The organism is Herbaspirillum sp. C9C3 (genome assembly GCF_013359625.1).
Lineage (GTDB): Bacteria > Pseudomonadota > Gammaproteobacteria > Burkholderiales > Burkholderiaceae_D > Herbaspirillum.
The window spans coordinates 1-15,793 of the sequence record NZ_JABFMQ010000028.1; the positions used below are offsets into that span (position 1 = coordinate 1).

The following is a 15,793-nucleotide window of genomic DNA, read 5'->3' on the forward strand; positions in this document are numbered from 1 at the left end:
GTTTGGGCGAATTGCTGCGTTACGAATTTGGGTCAAGACGCCCAGTCTTGACCCAAATTCGCGCCTTGCACTTCATCCCAAACGGGACTCGCTCGCACTCACGCCTATTTATGAAATGGGTTCTACATAAAGCTCCAAGGAGTCAATATGAAGGAAAACGCATGGCTGATGTGAATTCGACCCAGCTGCGCGATGCACTTGCGTGGGTAACCGACGATCAGAAAAAGGCGCAAGAACCCAGCACCAATCCTTTCGTCTGGTTCTGGGAAGCCATGCAAGGGGACTTCAATGAAGAGCGCTCCACTGGCCAGTTGATGACCGATGCAGCCATCTCGATGATTCCCCTGGTCGATCAGGTGTGTGATGTCCGCGACCTGATCGCCAACTGCAACAAGCTCCGCAAGGACACGTCGGACACCTGGGCCTGGGTCGCCTTGGCCCTGACATTGATCGGGCTGTTCCCGACACTGGGTTCGCTGGTCAAAGGCGTACTGAAGATCTTCTTCCACTTTATCCGGCGCATGGGTGGCGACGCTACCATCAAGGCGATCGATGCGGCCATGACGTTGGTCGTCGGCTTTCTGCGCAGGCGTGATGTGCAAAAATACCTGCGCCAGCTCAAAGTGGACGAAGTCTTCAAGTGGTTGGCAAATGAAATCAAGATTGTTCGTGGCAAGGTCAATGTCAGCTCACTGCTCAGAGCCTTTGATCGTGGCATCGGCGCCCTAGAACAGTTGGCCGCCAAGGTCGCCTGGGTGCCCAATATAGGCGCCAAAGCAAAACATTATCTTGAAGAGGTGCACAATATCCGCCGGCTAGCGGACAAGCATCTCGGAGAAGCATTGCGCCCGGTCCAGAATGCCATGGATAGCATCATCATGCGGCTGGAGCGTGAGTCGCTGGAGCGGCAGCGCGGGATCATCAACCTCAATAACATACACTATCGCGGCGCGCTTCCGGAGGCGGAGGCGGTCAAGCTGATGCGGGAGACTGAGCCTCCGCCGTCGTGGCTCAGCAAGGGGAAAGATCAAGAATATCCGGGACTGGTCCCTTCGGAAAGTAAATTATATGTTGATGAGAAAGTTGCCGAAGGATGGCCGGCGCTTCTCCCACACAACGTAAAATCTTTCAACACGTTGATAGCAGATGAAATAAGAGGTCCGGCTCGGCTCTACAGAATCCTATCTCCAAATAGCCGAGCCATGAGTGATTGCTGGGTTACAGAAGATGTTTTCAAACAATTGCAGGCGGCAGCCGATCCACGTGCGGCATGGCGCAAGCACCTGGCGGTATGGCCGGACTGGAACGTGAATGGTCAGTTTGTGATCTATGACATCAAGCCTGGTGAGAGCCTGAAAGTTTGGCGAGGGAAGGCATCCACTCAATTCAAGGATAGTCTTACAGATCGACACCTTGAGGGCGGTTGGGAGCAAATCGTATTTAACGTACCCCGTAATGATGCCCGCAACGACACGATGCTTTACTACCCTCGCCATGGTGATGCGTCCCAAAAATTGCAGAATGCTCTGAGCACAGCAGAATATGGCAAGCTGGATGCTGCGCAAAGAGAAAACTACGTCGGCCTGCGAGAATCAATCAATCACCCCAACATCAGCGGCCCCTTTGATACCGGATGGGGCTATTCGGATTTCGGAGGTGCAGGATTGGGAGAAAAAATAGGACTGCCAAGCCTTCCGGGTCAAACCACAAAACTGAATCACTGAGCAAAAATGTCTGACATTCCATTCCAACTTAGTTTGACGCAAAAGAAACACGTCTCTTTGCTGTATCACTTTGCGTCGCTGTCTTACTTGCAAGGATTGCAGGATCGCCTTCGATCACTAATGCAATTCATCGACCCTACGCTGGACAAAGCCAAGCTTCAAGGCCGCGACGCACTGCTGACCAATAGCCGCTGGGGAACACGTGACACATCGGAGAACTGGGCCAATAATGGTTGGTCATTTCTTGCCGACTTCGAACTCTCTGTCGCCAAGCAAATCGCACAGCGTGCATTCGAAGTCTATTCATTTACCGATGCTGATAATTGTGCTCGGGCCTTGGCAGAGTTCTCCCTGGCATGGATGACACCTGAAGAGGAAGATGACTTCCAATCCCGCTTCAATAACATCTATCTCTACGCGGACAATATCGACAGAACATTAACAAAATTCAACGTAGCTGGAGGGTGGAATGATTTTGGTTTGACGCTTTGCCTGGCCGAACACCCCGAGGCACTTAGAGACGCCACCGCATTAAGACTTCGCAGCGATATCATCGCCCGTAGCGGCGCAACGCCGCCGCGTACCGGCGTTTATTTGCCGCTCGACGACCCTCATGGCACTCCCCAGTTTTGCTGGACCGGAAATCCTTCTGGAGAACTCAAAAAGTGCAGTACGTTTAACGATCTTGGACTGGATGCGCTAGCAGGCGTCGGTCGTCAAGCTCTGTGGCTAGATGATCACCGCATGAATCAATTCGTGCAAAGCCACATTCAAGATCCTCGCCTGATGGTAGATCCATACTTCAAGGAAAGTGTAAGTAAACCCAAGCTGGCTCCAAGTTTGGTAGCTCGACAAGCTTTCACGTCACGTCCCTGCGATTGGATTTACGTAGAACAACTTCACGGACAGCCTATCGATTTGTCTGAAGATGTGCCCCTTGATCAGGCAGGAACGGCAGCTCGACTGGAAAGCGGTGCCATCTGTAGCCGTTCAGGATATTACTTCACGCCGTCCAAGATCAATTCCCGCAGATATTTCAACAAAGGAGAAACCATGCCTGATCTCAATAGCGAATATGGCGCGACCATCTGGCAATGGGATGCAGATCAGGATTGAACGCAAGATGCAAAGAAAAGCAGCTTGACCAGGATAAAGACCGAATTCTCTGGCATATCAGCTCATCTTGCTTGCCTCAAGAAGCGAAAAATCCAGGACAAATAGAATGAGCAAGTACCCCATTGAACTCAGACTGCCCCAGAAAAAACACGTCTGTCTGCCTGCTTTACCATTTCGCCTCCCTCGAATATCTGAAAGGCCTTCAAGTACGCCTGCACGAGCTGATGCGATTCGTCGACCCGACGTTGGCCAAGGCCAAGCTTCAAGGCCGCGACGCACTGCTGACCAATAGCCGCTGGGGAACACGTGACACCTCGGAGAACTGGGCCAATAATGGCTGGCCATTTCTTGCCGACTTCGAACTATCTGTCGCCACGCAGATTGCAGAGCGTGCATTCGAAGTCTATTCATTTACCGATGCGTACAATTGTGGGCGCGGCCTGTCGGAGTACTCTCTGAACTGGATGACACCGGAGGAGGAAGATGAATTCCAATCCCGCTTCGATGATCTATACCTGTACGCGCACAATATCGACAGAAAATTAAAGAAATCCGGTATCTCTGGAGGATGGGATGATTTTGATTTGACAGTATGCCTCGCGAAACATCCCGAAGCACTTGGAGACGCGACGGCATTGAGACTTCGAAGCGACATCAACGCCCACAGCGGCACAACACCGCCGCGTACCGGCATCTATTTGCCTCTCGACGACCCTCATGGCACTCCTCAATTTTGCTGGACCGGAAAGCCTTCAGGAACACTCAAGGAGTGCGCCACATTTAACGATCTTGGACTGGAGGTGCTGGCAAGTGTCGGCCGTCAAGCTCTGTGGCTGGACGATTACAACAGGTATCAATTCGTGCAACGTCACCCTCAAGATCCTCGTTTGACGGCAGATCCAGACTTCAAGGACTGTGCAAATAAGCCCAAGCTGGCTGCAAGTCTAATCGCCGAACACGCTTTCACATCACGTCCCTGCGATTGGATTTATGTAGAACAACTTCACGGACAGCCTATCGACTTGTTCGAACATCCGTCCAATGCAGGAGCTTAAACGCTCCCCAGTCCGCAACGTAACGTCGCCACGAGAACGAATACCGATCAGGACTGAATGCGGCAGGACAGGCCCGGTCCCCGTTTGGCCCTGCCTCAACCCGCCGATATGAACATCAAAGACCTGATGGTCAATCTCAACGCGGATGCTGGGCTCAGCTATTGCGACTGCCCCCTCATAAAGCGAATAAACTTCCTCAAGCGGCATCCGCCTGCGCAAACCTCGCCCGCGCCTTGTGCAACTTGCGATAGCTATCAAGCAGGCGCTGATGACGCTCCAGTCCTTCGAGCTTCATGCTGGTCGGCGTCAAGCCAAAGAAGCGCACGCTTCCCGTCACCGATCCGATGGCCGCGTCCATGCGCGCGTTGCCGAACATGCGGCGGAAATTGGTCTCGTAGTCAGCCAGTTCCAACTCATCATCCAGTTTCACTTCCAGCACGACATTCAAGGCCTGGTAGAACAGACCGCGTTCGACCGAATTGTCGTTGTACTGCAAGAAGGCGCCGACCAGGTCATGTGCCTCTTCGAATTGCTGCAAGGCCAGATTGATCAGCAACTTTAGTTCGAGCACCGTCAACTGGCCCCATTCGGTGTTTTCGTCGAAGTCGATACCGATCAGGGTCGCGATATCCGAGTAATCATCCAGCTCGTTGTTCTCCAGGCGATCAAGCAAGGCAGCCAGCGCCTTGTCGTCCAGGCGATGCAGATTCAGGATGTCCTCGCGGAACAGCAGCGCCTTGTTGGTGTTGTCCCAGATCAGGTCCTCCACCGGATAGACCTCGGAATAGCCCGGCACCAGAATGCGGCAAGACGTAGCGCCCAGCTGGTCATACACCGCAACGTAGGCCTCCTTGCCCATCTGCTCCAGAATGCCGAACAAGGTAGCCGCCTCGTCGGCATTGGAATCTTCCCCCTGACTGGAGAAATCCCATTCCACGAATTCATAATCCGACCTGGCACTGAAGAAGCGCCACGACACGATGCCGGAGGAATCGATGAAATGCTCGACGAAATTGTTGGGCTCGGTCACGGCATTGCTCTCGAAGGTCGGCTGCGGCAAATCGTTGAGGCCCTCGAAGCTGCGGCCTTGCAGCAGCTCCGTCAGGCTGCGCTCAAGCGCCACCTCGAAGCTCGGATGTGCGCCGAAGGAAGCAAACACGCCGCCGGTGCGCGGGTTCATCAAGGTCACGCACATCACCGGATAGACTCCGCCCAGCGAAGCATCCTTGACCAGCACCGGGAAGCCCTGCTCTTCCAGCCCCTGGATACCAGCCACGATGCCAGGGTATCTGGCCAGGACTTCTTGCGGCACGTCGGGCAGGCAGATCTCGCCTTCCAGGATTTCGCGCTTGACCGCGCGCTCGAAGATCTCCGAAAGGCATTGCACCTGAGCTTCAGGCAAGGTATTGCCGGCACTCATGCCGTTGCTCACGAAGAGGTTCTCGACCAGATTGGAAGGGAAATACACGACCTCGCCATCCGACTGTCTTACGTAAGGCAGCGAACAGATACCGCGCTGGGCGTTGCCCGAATTGGTGTCGATCAGATGCGACGCGCGCAGCTCGCCGTCCGGGTTGTATATTTCCAGGCAATACGCGTCCAGGATTTCCTTGGGCAGCTTGTCTGCGCGAGCGGGCTTGAACCAGCGCTCGTTGGGGTAATGCACGAAGTCGGCATTGGCAATCTCCTCACCCCAGTAGGAACCGGCGTAGAAATGGTTGTTGCTGATGCGTTCGATGTACTCACCCAGCGCCGAGGCCAGCGCGCTTTCCTTGGTGGCGCCCTTGCCGTTGGTGAAGCACATCGGCGAATGCGCATCGCGGATATGCAGCGACCACACATTGGGAATGATATTGCGCCAGGAAGCGATCTCGATCTTGATGCCCAGTTCGGCCAGCAAGCCCGACATGTTGGCGATGGTCTGCTCCAGAGGCAAATCCTTGCCAAGGATATGCGTGCTCACGCCGGCTTCGGGCTTGAGTGTGAGCAAGGATTGCGCATCGGCGTCCAGGCTTTCCACTTCCTCGATGACGAATTCCGGCCCCTGCTGCACCACCTTCTTGACCGTACAGCGCTCGATCGAACGCAGGATGCCGCGGCGATCTGCCTCCTCGATGTCGGCCGGCAGTTCGACCTGGATCTTGAAGGTCTGCTGGTAGCGGTTTTCCGGATCGACGATGTTGTTCTGGGATAGCCGGATGTTCTCGGTCGAGATATTGCGCGTATTGCAGTACAGCTTCACGAAGTACGCCGCGCACAGGGCCGATGACGCCAGGAAGTAATCAAAGGGGCCAGGTGCCGAGCCGTCTCCTTTGTAGCGGATGGGCTGATCTGCGATGACGGTAAAGTCGTCGAACTTGGCTTCAAGACGCAGCTTGTCGAGGAAGTTGACTTTGATTTCCATGGCGAAATTCCGAGAATGAACCGAAGAGGTGGCTGAAACTGACGTGTTCAGGAGTCCGGCCGCTACAGCGGCCCGGAGAATTGTCGTGACGAGCGCGATATCATTGGCGATGCCGTTGATCGGCGCTATCGGTCGTCCGGCAAAGAGCCTTGATGATAGCTCAGGTGACCTTGCGCCGGCAGCGTGACCGTGTTGAGTGCTTCACAAAGGCCGCAGCTCAGGCTGGGGGAGACGACGTCTCAATGGGCAAAAATGCGGAGCAAAAGAAAAACGGCTCACATCGCTGTGAGCCGCTTCGGTATTGGTGCTGGCTGCAGGACTTGAACCCGCCACCCCCTGATTACAAGTCAGGTGCTCTACCAGATGAGCTAAGCCAGCAAAACTTCAGCCGGCGATTATAGCTTACTTGATGCGGGTCAGTACAGGGCGACCACCCTTTTTCGGCGGTTCCGGATCATCATCGCCTTTATCGCCGCCTTCGGCGGGTTTCTTTTCTGGCTCGGATACTGGCACCGACGACAAGACCGGTGTGACGCTTTCCTGTTCAGCTGCCTGCTGCGCCTCCTCTGCCTTGGCCGGCGCCGGGGCTTCGAACGCCATGCCCTGGCCATTCTCTCGGGCATAGATGGCGATCACGTTTTCGACGGGAACCAGAATATCGCGTGAAACGCCACCAAAACGGGCGCTGAAGTGAATGTTGTCGTTCTCCATCTTCAGACCGCTGGTGGCCTCGAAGCTGATGTTGAGGACGATTTCGCCATTCTTGACGAACTGCATCGGCACGCGCGTGCGGCCGTCGACGACCACGGCGATGTGCGGCGTGTAGCCATTGTCGGTGCACCACTCGTAGATGGCGCGCAGCAGATAAGGCTTGGTGGAGACTTCTGGCATGACTGGTGTGGTGTGCGATGCGCCTGTAAAAACCGCATCTGCCGGCTAGGCCGGGGTGGAAAGCAATCTGAACAACTGGCAGCTGCACCACCGCTCAGGCGGTAGTGCAGCCGGTACGGCTTAACGGCGCATGACCTTTTCGGACGGGGTCAGGGCTTCAATGTAAGCAGGACGCGAGAAAATGCGCTCGGCATACTTCATCAGCGGGGCTGCCGTCTTCGACAGCTCGATGCCATAGTGATCCAGGCGCCACAGCAACGGGGCCAGGGCCACGTCCAGCATGGAGAACTCGTCACCGAGCATGTACTTGTTCTTCAGGAACAACGGTGCCAGCTGGGTCAGGCGGTCACGAATCTCGTGACGGGCCTTTTCCTGATTCTTCTCGGCAGCCTTGGACTTTTCATTTTCCAGGGTGTGCACGTGAACGAACAGTTCCTTCTCGAAGTTGAACAGCATCAGCCGCGCGCGGGCACGCATGAGCGGATCAGCCGGCATCAGCTGCGGATGCGGGAAGCGCTCATCGATGTACTCGTTGATGATGTTCGATTCGTACAGCACCAGATCACGCTCGACCAGGATAGGCACCTGGCCATAGGGATTCATGACCGAAATGTCTTCCGGCTTGTTGAACAGGTCGACGTCGCGGATCTCGAAATCCATGCCCTTTTCGAACAAGACGAGGCGGCAACGTTGCGAAAATGGGCAGGTCGTGCCCGAGTAGAGAACCATCATTTTTTCAGAGCCCTAAAACAAAAGGGGGGCGAGACGCATAACGCTCACCCCGATACGCAATTCCGCAAAAACTGCGCGGATACGTGATTGTACGTTTTTACTTGATGTTCTTCCAATAGGACGCGTTCAAACGCCACGCCAATACCGAGAAGATTCCCAGGAACAACAGCACCCAGACACCCAGACGCTTGCGCGTATTCTGCGCCGGCTCACCCATCCATTGCAAATAGGCAACGAGATCGGCGACATTGTTGTCATACTCCGCCGCGCTCATCTTGCCAGGCTTGACTTGTTCGAAGCCGGCAAACTTGTGGATGGTCTTGTTCGCGTCGTGAGGATCCTTCTCTTCCACGAACTTGGCCTTGCGGATACCTTGCAATTCCCACAACACATGCGGCATGCCAACGTTGGGGAAGAGCATGTTGTTCCAGCCGGTGGGGCGGCTGTCGTCCGTATAATAACTGCGCAGGTAGGTATAAATCCAGTCCGGACCGCTACCGGCCTCCGATGCCTTGGCCCGGGCGATCACCGACAGGTCCGGCGGCGCCGCGCCAAACCAGGCCTTGGCATCCTGCGGCGTCATCGCGATCTTCATCAGGTCGCCGACCTTTTCCCCACTGAACATGAGGTTGTTCTTGATCTGGTCTTCGGTCAGGCCGATGTCGCGCAGACGGTTGTAGCGCATGGCCGAGGCCGAATGACAGTTCAGGCAATAGTTGACGAACAGCTTGGCACCGTTTTGCAGCGAAGAAACATCCTTGGTACGGTCCGGGGCGTGATCCAGCGGGAAGCCCCCTTCGTTGGCGCAGGCCAGCGCCGGCAGCAAGGCCAGCGCGGCAATCACTTTCTTGAGCAATGTCATGTTCTTGTCCTTTGGCAGCTGGCTTAGTGCGGATGGTAGACGACGCGCTCGGGCACCGGCTTGAAGGTACCGGCAGCACTCCACCAGGGCATCAGCAGGAAGAAGCCAAGGTAGATGAAGCTGCACACCTGAGAGACGGTGGTGCCGATGGCCGTCGGCGGTTGCACGCCGAGGTAGCCAAGGATGACAAAGGCGATGCCAAAGACCAGATACACGTACTTGTGCCAGGTCGGGCGATAGCGGATGGACTTGACCTGCGAATGATCCAGCCACGGCAGTCCGCCCAGAATCACCACCGACAGGCCCATCAGGACCACGCCCCAGAACTTGGCATCAAAAATCAGCATGCCGGCGATGATGGCCAGACCGACGACGATGGCAACGATCTTCAGCTTGGCTGTCAGCCGCGACTTGAACACCAGCAGCGCAACGTAGCCGGCCACGCCGGCAATGAGCCAGCCCATGAAATCGGCCGTCGTGGCACGCAGGATCGAGTAGAACGGCGTGAAGTACCAGACCGGAGCGATGTGTGGCGGCGTCTTCAGGGAATCGGCCGGAATGAAGTTGTTGTACTCCAGGAAGTAGCCGCCCATCTCCGGCGCGAAGAATACCACCGCCGAGAACACCAGCAGGAAGATCGAGACCCCAAAGATGTCATGCACCGTGTAGTACGGGTGGAAGGGCACTCCATCCAATGGCACACCGTTCTCATCGGTCTTTTCCTTGATTTCCACGCCGTCCGGGTTGTTGGATCCGACTTCGTGCAAGGCGATGATGTGCGCTGCCACCAGACCGATCAACACCAGCGGAATGGCGATCACGTGGAAGGAGAAGAAGCGGTTCAGCGTGGCGTCCGAAACGACATAGTCGCCGCGAATGAGCAGCGACAGATCCGGACCGATGAAGGGAATGGCGCCAAAAAGGTTCACGATCACCTGTGCGCCCCAGTAGGACATCTGCCCCCAGGGCAACAGGTAACCGAAGAAGGCTTCACCCATCAGGCACAGGAAGATCCCCACGCCGAACAGCCACACCAGTTCGCGCGGCTTGCGGTAGGAGCCATAAAGCAGGCCCCGCACCATGTGAAGATAAACGACGATGAAGAAGGCCGAGGCGCCAGTGGAGTGCATATAGCGCACCAGCCAACCCCAGGGCACATCACGCATGATGTATTCGACCGAGGCGAAGGCCAGGTTGGCGTCCGGCTTGTAGTGCATCACCAGGAAGATGCCGGTGACGATCTGGATCACCAGCACCAGCAGTGCCAGGGAGCCGAAGATGTACCAGAAGTTGAAGTTCTTCGGGGCGTAGTATTCGGAGAGGTGGGCTTTCCAGGTGGCCGTCAGCGGAAAGCGCGAATCGACCCAGTTCAGGGCCTTGGCAGCCACCGGTGCATCATCCGGCAGCTTCTTTTCGTGAAATGCTCCCATGATCAGGCCTCCCCTTTCTCGTCCTTGCCGATGACGAGCTTGTTATCGCCTTCAAACATGTAGCGCGGGACTTGCAGGTTGTCCGGCGCCGGCTTGTTCTTGTACACGCGACCGGCCAGGTCGAAGGTCGAGCCGTGGCAGGGGCACAGGAAACCGCCGTGCCAGTCGTCGGGCAGCGAAGGTTGCGGGCCGGTGTCAAAGCGGGAACTGGGGGAGCAGCCGAGGTGCGGACAGATGCCGACCACGACCAGGATGTCCTTGCGCAGCGAGCGCCACTCATTGAGGGCGTAATCGGGTGTCTCGGAGAAATCGGTACGCTTGGAGTTCGGGTCGGCCACCTCGCTATCGGTCTTCTTGAGGGACTCGATCATTTCGGGGGTGCGCTTGAGAATCCAGACCGGCTTGCCGCGCCATTCAACCGTGCGCATTTCACCGGGAACCAGTGAAGAAATATCCACTTCCACCGGTGCGCCCGCTGCCTTGGCGCGTTCGGAAGGTTGCAGGGTGGAGACGAATGCTCCAGCGGTGGCCAAACCCGCTACACCTCCGGCCGCACAAGTCGCAACAAGCAAACCTCGTCGACTCGCGTCGACCTGATTCTCGTCAGTCATAAAGACCCCAATCTCCAAATGTAAGTTAGCGTGGACCTTCTAAGTGACCCTCATGCAACTTTTTGATTATATATAAGCTGAATAGGGTTTTGTAGCTAACGGCGGGTATCGTACAGGCTTGTGAAAATGAACATTTGACGCAGCGCAACCCCTTGTCAATCTGCTCTCGTTCTCGGTTTTTTTGCAGTGCGGCGTCAGCGCTTGTCCGATTTACTTTTCCTGGCGGGCAGGATATAACCCGTTGTAAGCCCGCCTCATGTTTAAACAGCAACTTTCAAAGGAGAAACCAGGGATGAGCATGCTCAAGGATTTTCGCGCCTTCGCGATCAAGGGAAACGTGGTCGACCTGGCCGTCGGTGTCATCATCGGCGGGGCCTTCGGCAAGATCGTCGGCTCGCTGGTCGAGGATATCATCATGCCCATCGTCGGCAAGATTTTCGGCGGTCTGGATTTCGCCAACTACTACCTGCCGCTCAACGGTCAAGCCTACGGGCTACCGCTGGCCGAAGCCAAGAAGGCCGGCGCGGTCTTCGCCTACGGCAACTTCCTGACCATCTTCATCAACTTCCTGATCCTGGCCTTCATCATCTTCCAGATGGTGCGCGCCATCAACAAGGCGCGTGACCTGGCCTCCAAGCCAGAGGAAGCCGCCCCCGTCGCACCGGCCCCCACTCCGGAAGACGTGCTTCTGCTGCGTGAAATCCGCGATGCGCTCAAAAAGCAGGGCTGACGCGCTTCCTCACTTTTTATGCTTCATCTTTTTGGTTTTTAAACTGAAGCTTGCAGTCAAAACATCGCCATCCGGTCTCAGACCGGATTGTCGATGTCGATGAAGCGATGCTCGATGCTGAAGTGCTTGGCCACATGTTGGCCGAGCGCCTCAATGCCGTAGCGCTCGGTGGCGTGATGGCCGGCGGCGAGATAGACGGTGCCGCTCTCGCGCGCCAGGTGCACGGTCGGTTCCGAAATCTCGCCGCTGATGTAGGCCGTGGCGCCGGCGTCGATGGCCTCGCCCAGCATGCCTTGTGCAGCGCCCGTGCACCAGGCGACCTGAGCGATGGACTGATGCGGGTCACCGATGAGCAGCGGCGTGCGTCCTAGGCGTTTCTCGATGAGCTGCGCCAGGTCGGCGGCAGTCTTGACCGAAGGGGCAAGGCAGCGCCCGATCCAGCCGATGTCGTTTTCACCGAAGCGACCGGTGGCGTCAAAGTCGAGTCGCTTGGCCAGTTGGGCATTGTTGCCCAGCTCGGGATGGCAATCCAGCGGCAGGTGATAGCCGAACAGATTGATGTCATGCGCCAGCAGCAGCTTCAGGCGCCGCTGCTTCTGGCCGATCACGCGCATGTCTTCGCCGCGCCAGAAGTAGCCATGATGGACCAGGATGGCATCGGCCTGCCATTGTACGGCCGCCTCGATCAGGGCCAGGCTGGCCGTCACGCCGCTGACCACGCGGCCGATGGTGGCGCGCCCTTCCACCTGCAAGCCGTTTGGGCAATAATCGCGATATTGCGCCGCGTTGAGCGTCTGCCCCAGATAGACTGCGAATTCATTTCGACTAATGTGGCGGGTCATCTCTTCCTCATCCGATTTCAAATCCAAAACCAAAAATTCTTTTTATGCGACGTTTATGGCTGTTGTTTGCCCAGACCGTGACAGTGGGTCTGGCGCTGTGGTTCATTGTAGCGACCCTGAAGCCGGACTGGCTGTCCGGATCCTTCACTTCGCGTGCGCGCCCTGCCCAGTCCACGATCCAGATGCAGGAAGCCACGCCCGCCGCGCCCGCCCTGGACTCCTATCGTCATGCCGCGCGCCAGGCCATGCCCTCGGTGGTCAATATCTTCACAACGACCGAGGCCCGCCCGCAGAAGAGCCCCTTCCAGAACGACCCGTTCTTCCGCAAGTTCTTCGGCGACCAGTTCGACGAGCAGCAGCAGGATGACAAGCAATCCAGTCTGGGCTCGGGCGTCATCGTCAGCCCGCAAGGCTACATCCTGACCAACAACCACGTGGTGGAAGCGGCCGACAAGATCGAAGTGGCCCTGGCCGATGGCCGCAAGGCCAGTGCCAAAGTGGTCGGCATCGATCCCGAGACCGATCTGGCCGTCATCAAGATTGACCTGCCCAACCTGCCCGCCATCACTCTGGGTCATCCGGAAAACAGTTCGGTGGGCGATGTCGTGCTGGCCATCGGCAATCCGTTTGGCGTGGGCCAGACCGTCACCATGGGCATCATCTCGGCGCTGGGCCGCAATCACCTGGGCATCAACACCTTCGAAAACTTCATCCAGACCGATGCCGCCATCAACCCCGGCAATTCGGGCGGCGCACTGGTCGATACCAACGGCAACCTGCTGGGGATCAACACGGCCATCTATTCTCGTACCGGCGGCAACCTGGGCATCGGCTTTGCGATTCCGATGTCGACGGCCAAGACGGTGATGGAAGCCATCATCAGCCACGGCCAGGTGGTGCGCGGCTGGATCGGTGTCGAGCCGCAGGACATCACCCCTGAACTGGCCGAGAGCTTTGGCCTGGGCAAGAAGACCGGTGCCATCATCGCCGGCGTGCTCAAGGGTGGTCCGGCCGATCGTGCAGGCATGCGTCCGGGTGACATCCTGGTGAGCATCGCCGACAAGCCGGTGGCCGATACGACCGAGATGCTCAACGTCATCGCGCAACTCACGCCCGGCCAGCAGATCACCATGACGGTGCTGCGCAAGTCGCAGGAGACCAAGCTGAACATCACCGTGGGCAAGCGTCCGCCGCCGCCCAAGAACGATGATGCCGACGAAGAATAATCCAGGAGCAAGCCATCCATGCACGTGCGAGACCTGATCCAGTTCCTCGGGGAGCTCTCCGAGAACAACAACCGCGCCTGGTTCGTCATGAACAAGCCGCGCTACGACATCCTGCGCGAGGAATTCCTGGCGCTGACCATCAAGCTCATCGCCGAGATCAGCAAGTTCGATCCGGCCATCGCGGGCTGCAATCCGAAGAAGGCGCTGTTTCGCATCAACCGCGACATGCGCTTCTCACATGACAAGCGGCCCTACAAAACGCACTTCTCCGCCGCCATCACCGCCAGTGGGCTGAAGAAGCCCAGCCAGGGCGGCGGTCCGGCCTACTACTTCCACATCAACGAAGCCGGGCAGCTGCTCATCGCCGGAGGTGAATACCTGCCACCGACGCCGCGCCTGCGCGCCATCCGCAACCGGGTGGTGGAAGATGCAGCAGGCTTCACCAAGATGCGCAAGAACAAGAAGCTTGTGGCGACTTATGGGGATCTGCAGGAGGAAGGCAAGCTGCAACGTCCGCCCAAGGGCTTCGATCCGGACACGCCCAATATCGAATACGTGAAGCTCAAGAGTTTCATCGTCTGGACCGAAGAAGATATCCGCAAGAAGATTCCTGCTGACCTCGGCAAGCAAGTACTGGAAGGATTCAAGGATGCCTATCCTCTGGTGCAATGGCTGCGCGAGATCCCTCTGGTGAGCCTCGAGGAGTGAGGACTCATCCAAGCTGCTTCCACAACGACAAAGCCCGCTCATCATCGAGCGGGCTTTGTTTTACGGGGACAGCCGGGCTTATTCCGAGGATACCGAACTGCTGGGCTCGGCATCCGGCGCGCGTGTGGCGCGCTCGAAGATCGGCGCCACCAACAGGCCCACTTCGTAGAGCAGGATCAGCGGCACGGCCAGCATCAGCTGGCTCATCACGTCCGGCGGGGTGACCACGGCGGCGACGATGAAGGCGGCAACGATCACGTAGGGACGGATCTGCTTGAGCTTGGACAATTGAACCAAGCCCATGCGCACCAGCACGATCACGATCACCGGTACCTCGAAGGTCACGCCGAAGGCGACGAACATGGTCAGGACGAAGTCGACGTAGCTGTCGATATCCGGTGCCACCGAGACCGACTTGGGGGCGAAGTTGTTGATGAACGGGAAGACCACGCCAAAGACGAAGAAGTAGCAGAACGCCACCCCCATGACGAACAGCAGCGAAGACGAGATCACCAGCGGCGCGATTAGACGCTTCTCGTGCGCGTACAGGCCCGGTGCGACGAAGGCCCACAGCTGGTACAGCACCCAGGGGAGCGAGATCAGCACCGCCACCAGCATGGTGACCTTGATGGGAATCAGGAAAGGCGTGATCACGCCGGTGGCGATCATGCGGCTGCCGGCGGGCAGCGCATGGATCATCGGCGCGGCAAGCACGTCAAAGATGTGGGCCGCGAAGGGCATCAGGCACAGGAACACCACCAGCACCACGGCAGCCGCCTTGACGATACGGCTGCGCAATTCGATCAGGTGCGAGATGAAGGTATCTTCGGCCTGGGTGTTTTCTTCAGCCATGGGGTCGGAATTCCGATGAGGTGAGACGCGCTGCGCCAAATTAGAAGAAACCTGCCGACTTGCCCACCCCGACCGGACGGCGATACTTGGCCACCCGGGCCGAGGCCGAGATCACGCGGGTCTTGTGACCGCTCTGGTGCTTGTACCAGGCCGGCACGCCGGTAGTGCGCGAGAGCTTCTTGCGGCGGAAGGCCTTGGCCTTGATCGCATGCAGGGAGGGATCGGGCGTACGGGTCCAGCTATTGCCCGCACTGGCGCTGTCGGAACTGGAAGAATCGTCACCGCCGTTCCAGGCGTCATTGATCGATGCTTCCGTCTCCGACATGCTCTTGTGGATGCTGTTGCTGACATCGCTGGCGGCGTCCTGCACATCCTTCTGCATCTTGCGCAGCTCGTCGAGTTCCATCTCGCGGCTGACCTCCGACTTGACGTCGTTGATGTAGCGCTGGGCGCGACCGAACAGGGTGCCGGCCATGCGCGCTACCTTGGGCAGGCGCTCGGGACCGATCACGACCAGCGCGACCACGCCGATCAAGGCCAGCTTGGTAAGGCCGATATCAATCATGAGTCTGTGTGGGCATTAAGAGGACAACGAGGGCGCGCATGCGCC

General features: G+C 57.5%; 15 protein-coding genes and 1 tRNA gene. 6 read left to right on the top strand and 10 right to left on the bottom strand.

The genetic code is table 11. The features are described from left to right. Positions 1 to 161 precede the first annotated feature (161 nt). From HNO82_RS19345 to HNO82_RS19355, 3 genes are all read left to right on the top strand, one after another. Positions 162 to 1,724, top strand: coding sequence for a hypothetical protein (locus HNO82_RS19345; RefSeq protein WP_175344799.1), 1,563 nt, complete (start codon positions 162 to 164; stop codon positions 1,722 to 1,724). Between the two features lie 6 nt (positions 1,725 to 1,730). Then, a complete protein-coding gene (locus tag HNO82_RS19350; RefSeq protein WP_175344800.1) occupies positions 1,731 to 2,840 on the top strand; it encodes a hypothetical protein in 1,110 nt (369 codons plus the stop codon). 224 nt (positions 2,841 to 3,064) lie between these two features. Beyond that, the gene (locus HNO82_RS19355; protein WP_249777049.1) at positions 3,065 to 3,895 is read left to right on the top strand and encodes a hypothetical protein; all 831 of its coding nucleotides are present in this window, start codon (positions 3,065 to 3,067) and stop codon (positions 3,893 to 3,895) included. A gap of 196 nt (positions 3,896 to 4,091) precedes the next feature. Here HNO82_RS19355 and HNO82_RS19360 read toward each other — a convergent pair whose 3' ends face one another. The 7 genes from HNO82_RS19360 to petA form a co-directional block, all read right to left on the bottom strand. Continuing rightward, complete coding sequence (locus HNO82_RS19360; protein ID WP_008332306.1) at positions 4,092 to 6,299, bottom strand: OsmC domain/YcaO domain-containing protein; 2,208 nt, start codon at positions 6,297 to 6,299, stop codon at positions 4,092 to 4,094. A gap of 302 nt (positions 6,300 to 6,601) precedes the next feature. Further along, a tRNA-Thr gene (locus tag HNO82_RS19365) sits at positions 6,602 to 6,677 on the bottom strand. A gap of 24 nt (positions 6,678 to 6,701) precedes the next feature. Beyond that, the gene (locus HNO82_RS19370) at positions 6,702 to 7,190 is read right to left on the bottom strand and encodes a ClpXP protease specificity-enhancing factor (protein ID WP_008332418.1); all 489 of its coding nucleotides are present in this window, start codon (positions 7,188 to 7,190) and stop codon (positions 6,702 to 6,704) included. A gap of 120 nt (positions 7,191 to 7,310) precedes the next feature. Beyond that, complete coding sequence (locus tag HNO82_RS19375) at positions 7,311 to 7,922, bottom strand: glutathione S-transferase N-terminal domain-containing protein (protein ID WP_017453790.1); 612 nt, start codon at positions 7,920 to 7,922, stop codon at positions 7,311 to 7,313. Positions 7,923 to 8,019: 97 nt separating this feature from the next. Continuing rightward, positions 8,020 to 8,784, bottom strand: a complete 765-nt coding sequence (locus HNO82_RS19380; protein WP_008332420.1) for a cytochrome c1 — start codon at positions 8,782 to 8,784, stop codon at positions 8,020 to 8,022. A 23-nt stretch (positions 8,785 to 8,807) separates the two neighbouring features. Then, positions 8,808 to 10,214 carry a cytochrome b gene (locus HNO82_RS19385; protein WP_175344801.1) on the bottom strand — a complete coding sequence of 469 codons (1,407 nt, stop codon included), beginning with the start codon at positions 10,212 to 10,214 and terminating at the stop codon, positions 8,808 to 8,810. Positions 10,215 to 10,216: 2 nt separating this feature from the next. Continuing rightward, complete coding sequence (gene petA / locus HNO82_RS19390; protein ID WP_034351097.1) at positions 10,217 to 10,825, bottom strand: ubiquinol-cytochrome c reductase iron-sulfur subunit; 609 nt, start codon at positions 10,823 to 10,825, stop codon at positions 10,217 to 10,219. A 292-nt stretch (positions 10,826 to 11,117) separates the two neighbouring features. Here petA and mscL point away from each other — a divergent pair, with 292 nt between their 5' ends. Then, positions 11,118 to 11,555, top strand: coding sequence for a large conductance mechanosensitive channel protein MscL (gene mscL, locus HNO82_RS19395; RefSeq protein ID WP_283810207.1), 438 nt, complete (start codon positions 11,118 to 11,120; stop codon positions 11,553 to 11,555). A gap of 77 nt (positions 11,556 to 11,632) precedes the next feature. Here mscL and HNO82_RS19400 read toward each other — a convergent pair whose 3' ends face one another. Then, a complete protein-coding gene (locus HNO82_RS19400; RefSeq protein WP_175344802.1) occupies positions 11,633 to 12,397 on the bottom strand; it encodes a Nif3-like dinuclear metal center hexameric protein in 765 nt (254 codons plus the stop codon). Between the two features lie 44 nt (positions 12,398 to 12,441). Here HNO82_RS19400 and HNO82_RS19405 point away from each other — a divergent pair, with 44 nt between their 5' ends. Together HNO82_RS19405 and HNO82_RS19410 are read left to right on the top strand one after the other, a co-directional pair. Further along, positions 12,442 to 13,623: a Do family serine endopeptidase gene (locus HNO82_RS19405; protein ID WP_175344803.1), complete on the top strand. Its 1,182-nt coding sequence runs from the start codon at positions 12,442 to 12,444 to the stop codon at positions 13,621 to 13,623. 18 nt (positions 13,624 to 13,641) lie between these two features. Further along, a complete protein-coding gene (locus tag HNO82_RS19410; RefSeq protein ID WP_008332426.1) occupies positions 13,642 to 14,331 on the top strand; it encodes a DUF2461 domain-containing protein in 690 nt (229 codons plus the stop codon). Positions 14,332 to 14,409: 78 nt separating this feature from the next. On the opposite strand, the gene tatC is transcribed toward HNO82_RS19410, so the two are convergent. Continuing rightward, entirely contained in the window at positions 14,410 to 15,183 is a 774-nt protein-coding gene (gene tatC / locus HNO82_RS19415; RefSeq protein ID WP_008332428.1) for a twin-arginine translocase subunit TatC, read from the bottom strand. 40 nt (positions 15,184 to 15,223) lie between these two features. Continuing rightward, on the bottom strand, positions 15,224 to 15,748 hold the full coding sequence (tatB, locus tag HNO82_RS19420; protein WP_008332430.1) for a Sec-independent protein translocase protein TatB: 525 nt from the start codon (positions 15,746 to 15,748) through the stop codon (positions 15,224 to 15,226). Between the last annotated feature and the right edge of the window lie 45 nt (positions 15,749 to 15,793).

Coding starts and splice junctions, on each gene's coding strand:
- HNO82_RS19345 (WP_175344799.1), top strand. CDS start 162: ATGGCTGATGTGAATTCGACCCAGCTGCGCGATGCACTTGCGTGGGTA.
- HNO82_RS19350 (WP_175344800.1), top strand. CDS start 1,731: ATGTCTGACATTCCATTCCAACTTAGTTTGACGCAAAAGAAACACGTC.
- HNO82_RS19355 (WP_249777049.1), top strand. CDS start 3,065: ATGCGATTCGTCGACCCGACGTTGGCCAAGGCCAAGCTTCAAGGCCGC.
- HNO82_RS19360 (WP_008332306.1), bottom strand. CDS start 6,299: ATGGAAATCAAAGTCAACTTCCTCGACAAGCTGCGTCTTGAAGCCAAG.
- HNO82_RS19370 (WP_008332418.1), bottom strand. CDS start 7,190: ATGCCAGAAGTCTCCACCAAGCCTTATCTGCTGCGCGCCATCTACGAG.
- HNO82_RS19375 (WP_017453790.1), bottom strand. CDS start 7,922: ATGATGGTTCTCTACTCGGGCACGACCTGCCCATTTTCGCAACGTTGC.
- HNO82_RS19380 (WP_008332420.1), bottom strand. CDS start 8,784: ATGACATTGCTCAAGAAAGTGATTGCCGCGCTGGCCTTGCTGCCGGCG.
- HNO82_RS19385 (WP_175344801.1), bottom strand. CDS start 10,214: ATGGGAGCATTTCACGAAAAGAAGCTGCCGGATGATGCACCGGTGGCT.
- petA (WP_034351097.1), bottom strand. CDS start 10,825: ATGACTGACGAGAATCAGGTCGACGCGAGTCGACGAGGTTTGCTTGTT.
- mscL (WP_283810207.1), top strand. CDS start 11,118: ATGAGCATGCTCAAGGATTTTCGCGCCTTCGCGATCAAGGGAAACGTG.
- HNO82_RS19400 (WP_175344802.1), bottom strand. CDS start 12,397: ATGACCCGCCACATTAGTCGAAATGAATTCGCAGTCTATCTGGGGCAG.
- HNO82_RS19405 (WP_175344803.1), top strand. CDS start 12,442: ATGCGACGTTTATGGCTGTTGTTTGCCCAGACCGTGACAGTGGGTCTG.
- HNO82_RS19410 (WP_008332426.1), top strand. CDS start 13,642: ATGCACGTGCGAGACCTGATCCAGTTCCTCGGGGAGCTCTCCGAGAAC.
- tatC (WP_008332428.1), bottom strand. CDS start 15,183: ATGGCTGAAGAAAACACCCAGGCCGAAGATACCTTCATCTCGCACCTG.
- tatB (WP_008332430.1), bottom strand. CDS start 15,748: ATGATTGATATCGGCCTTACCAAGCTGGCCTTGATCGGCGTGGTCGCG.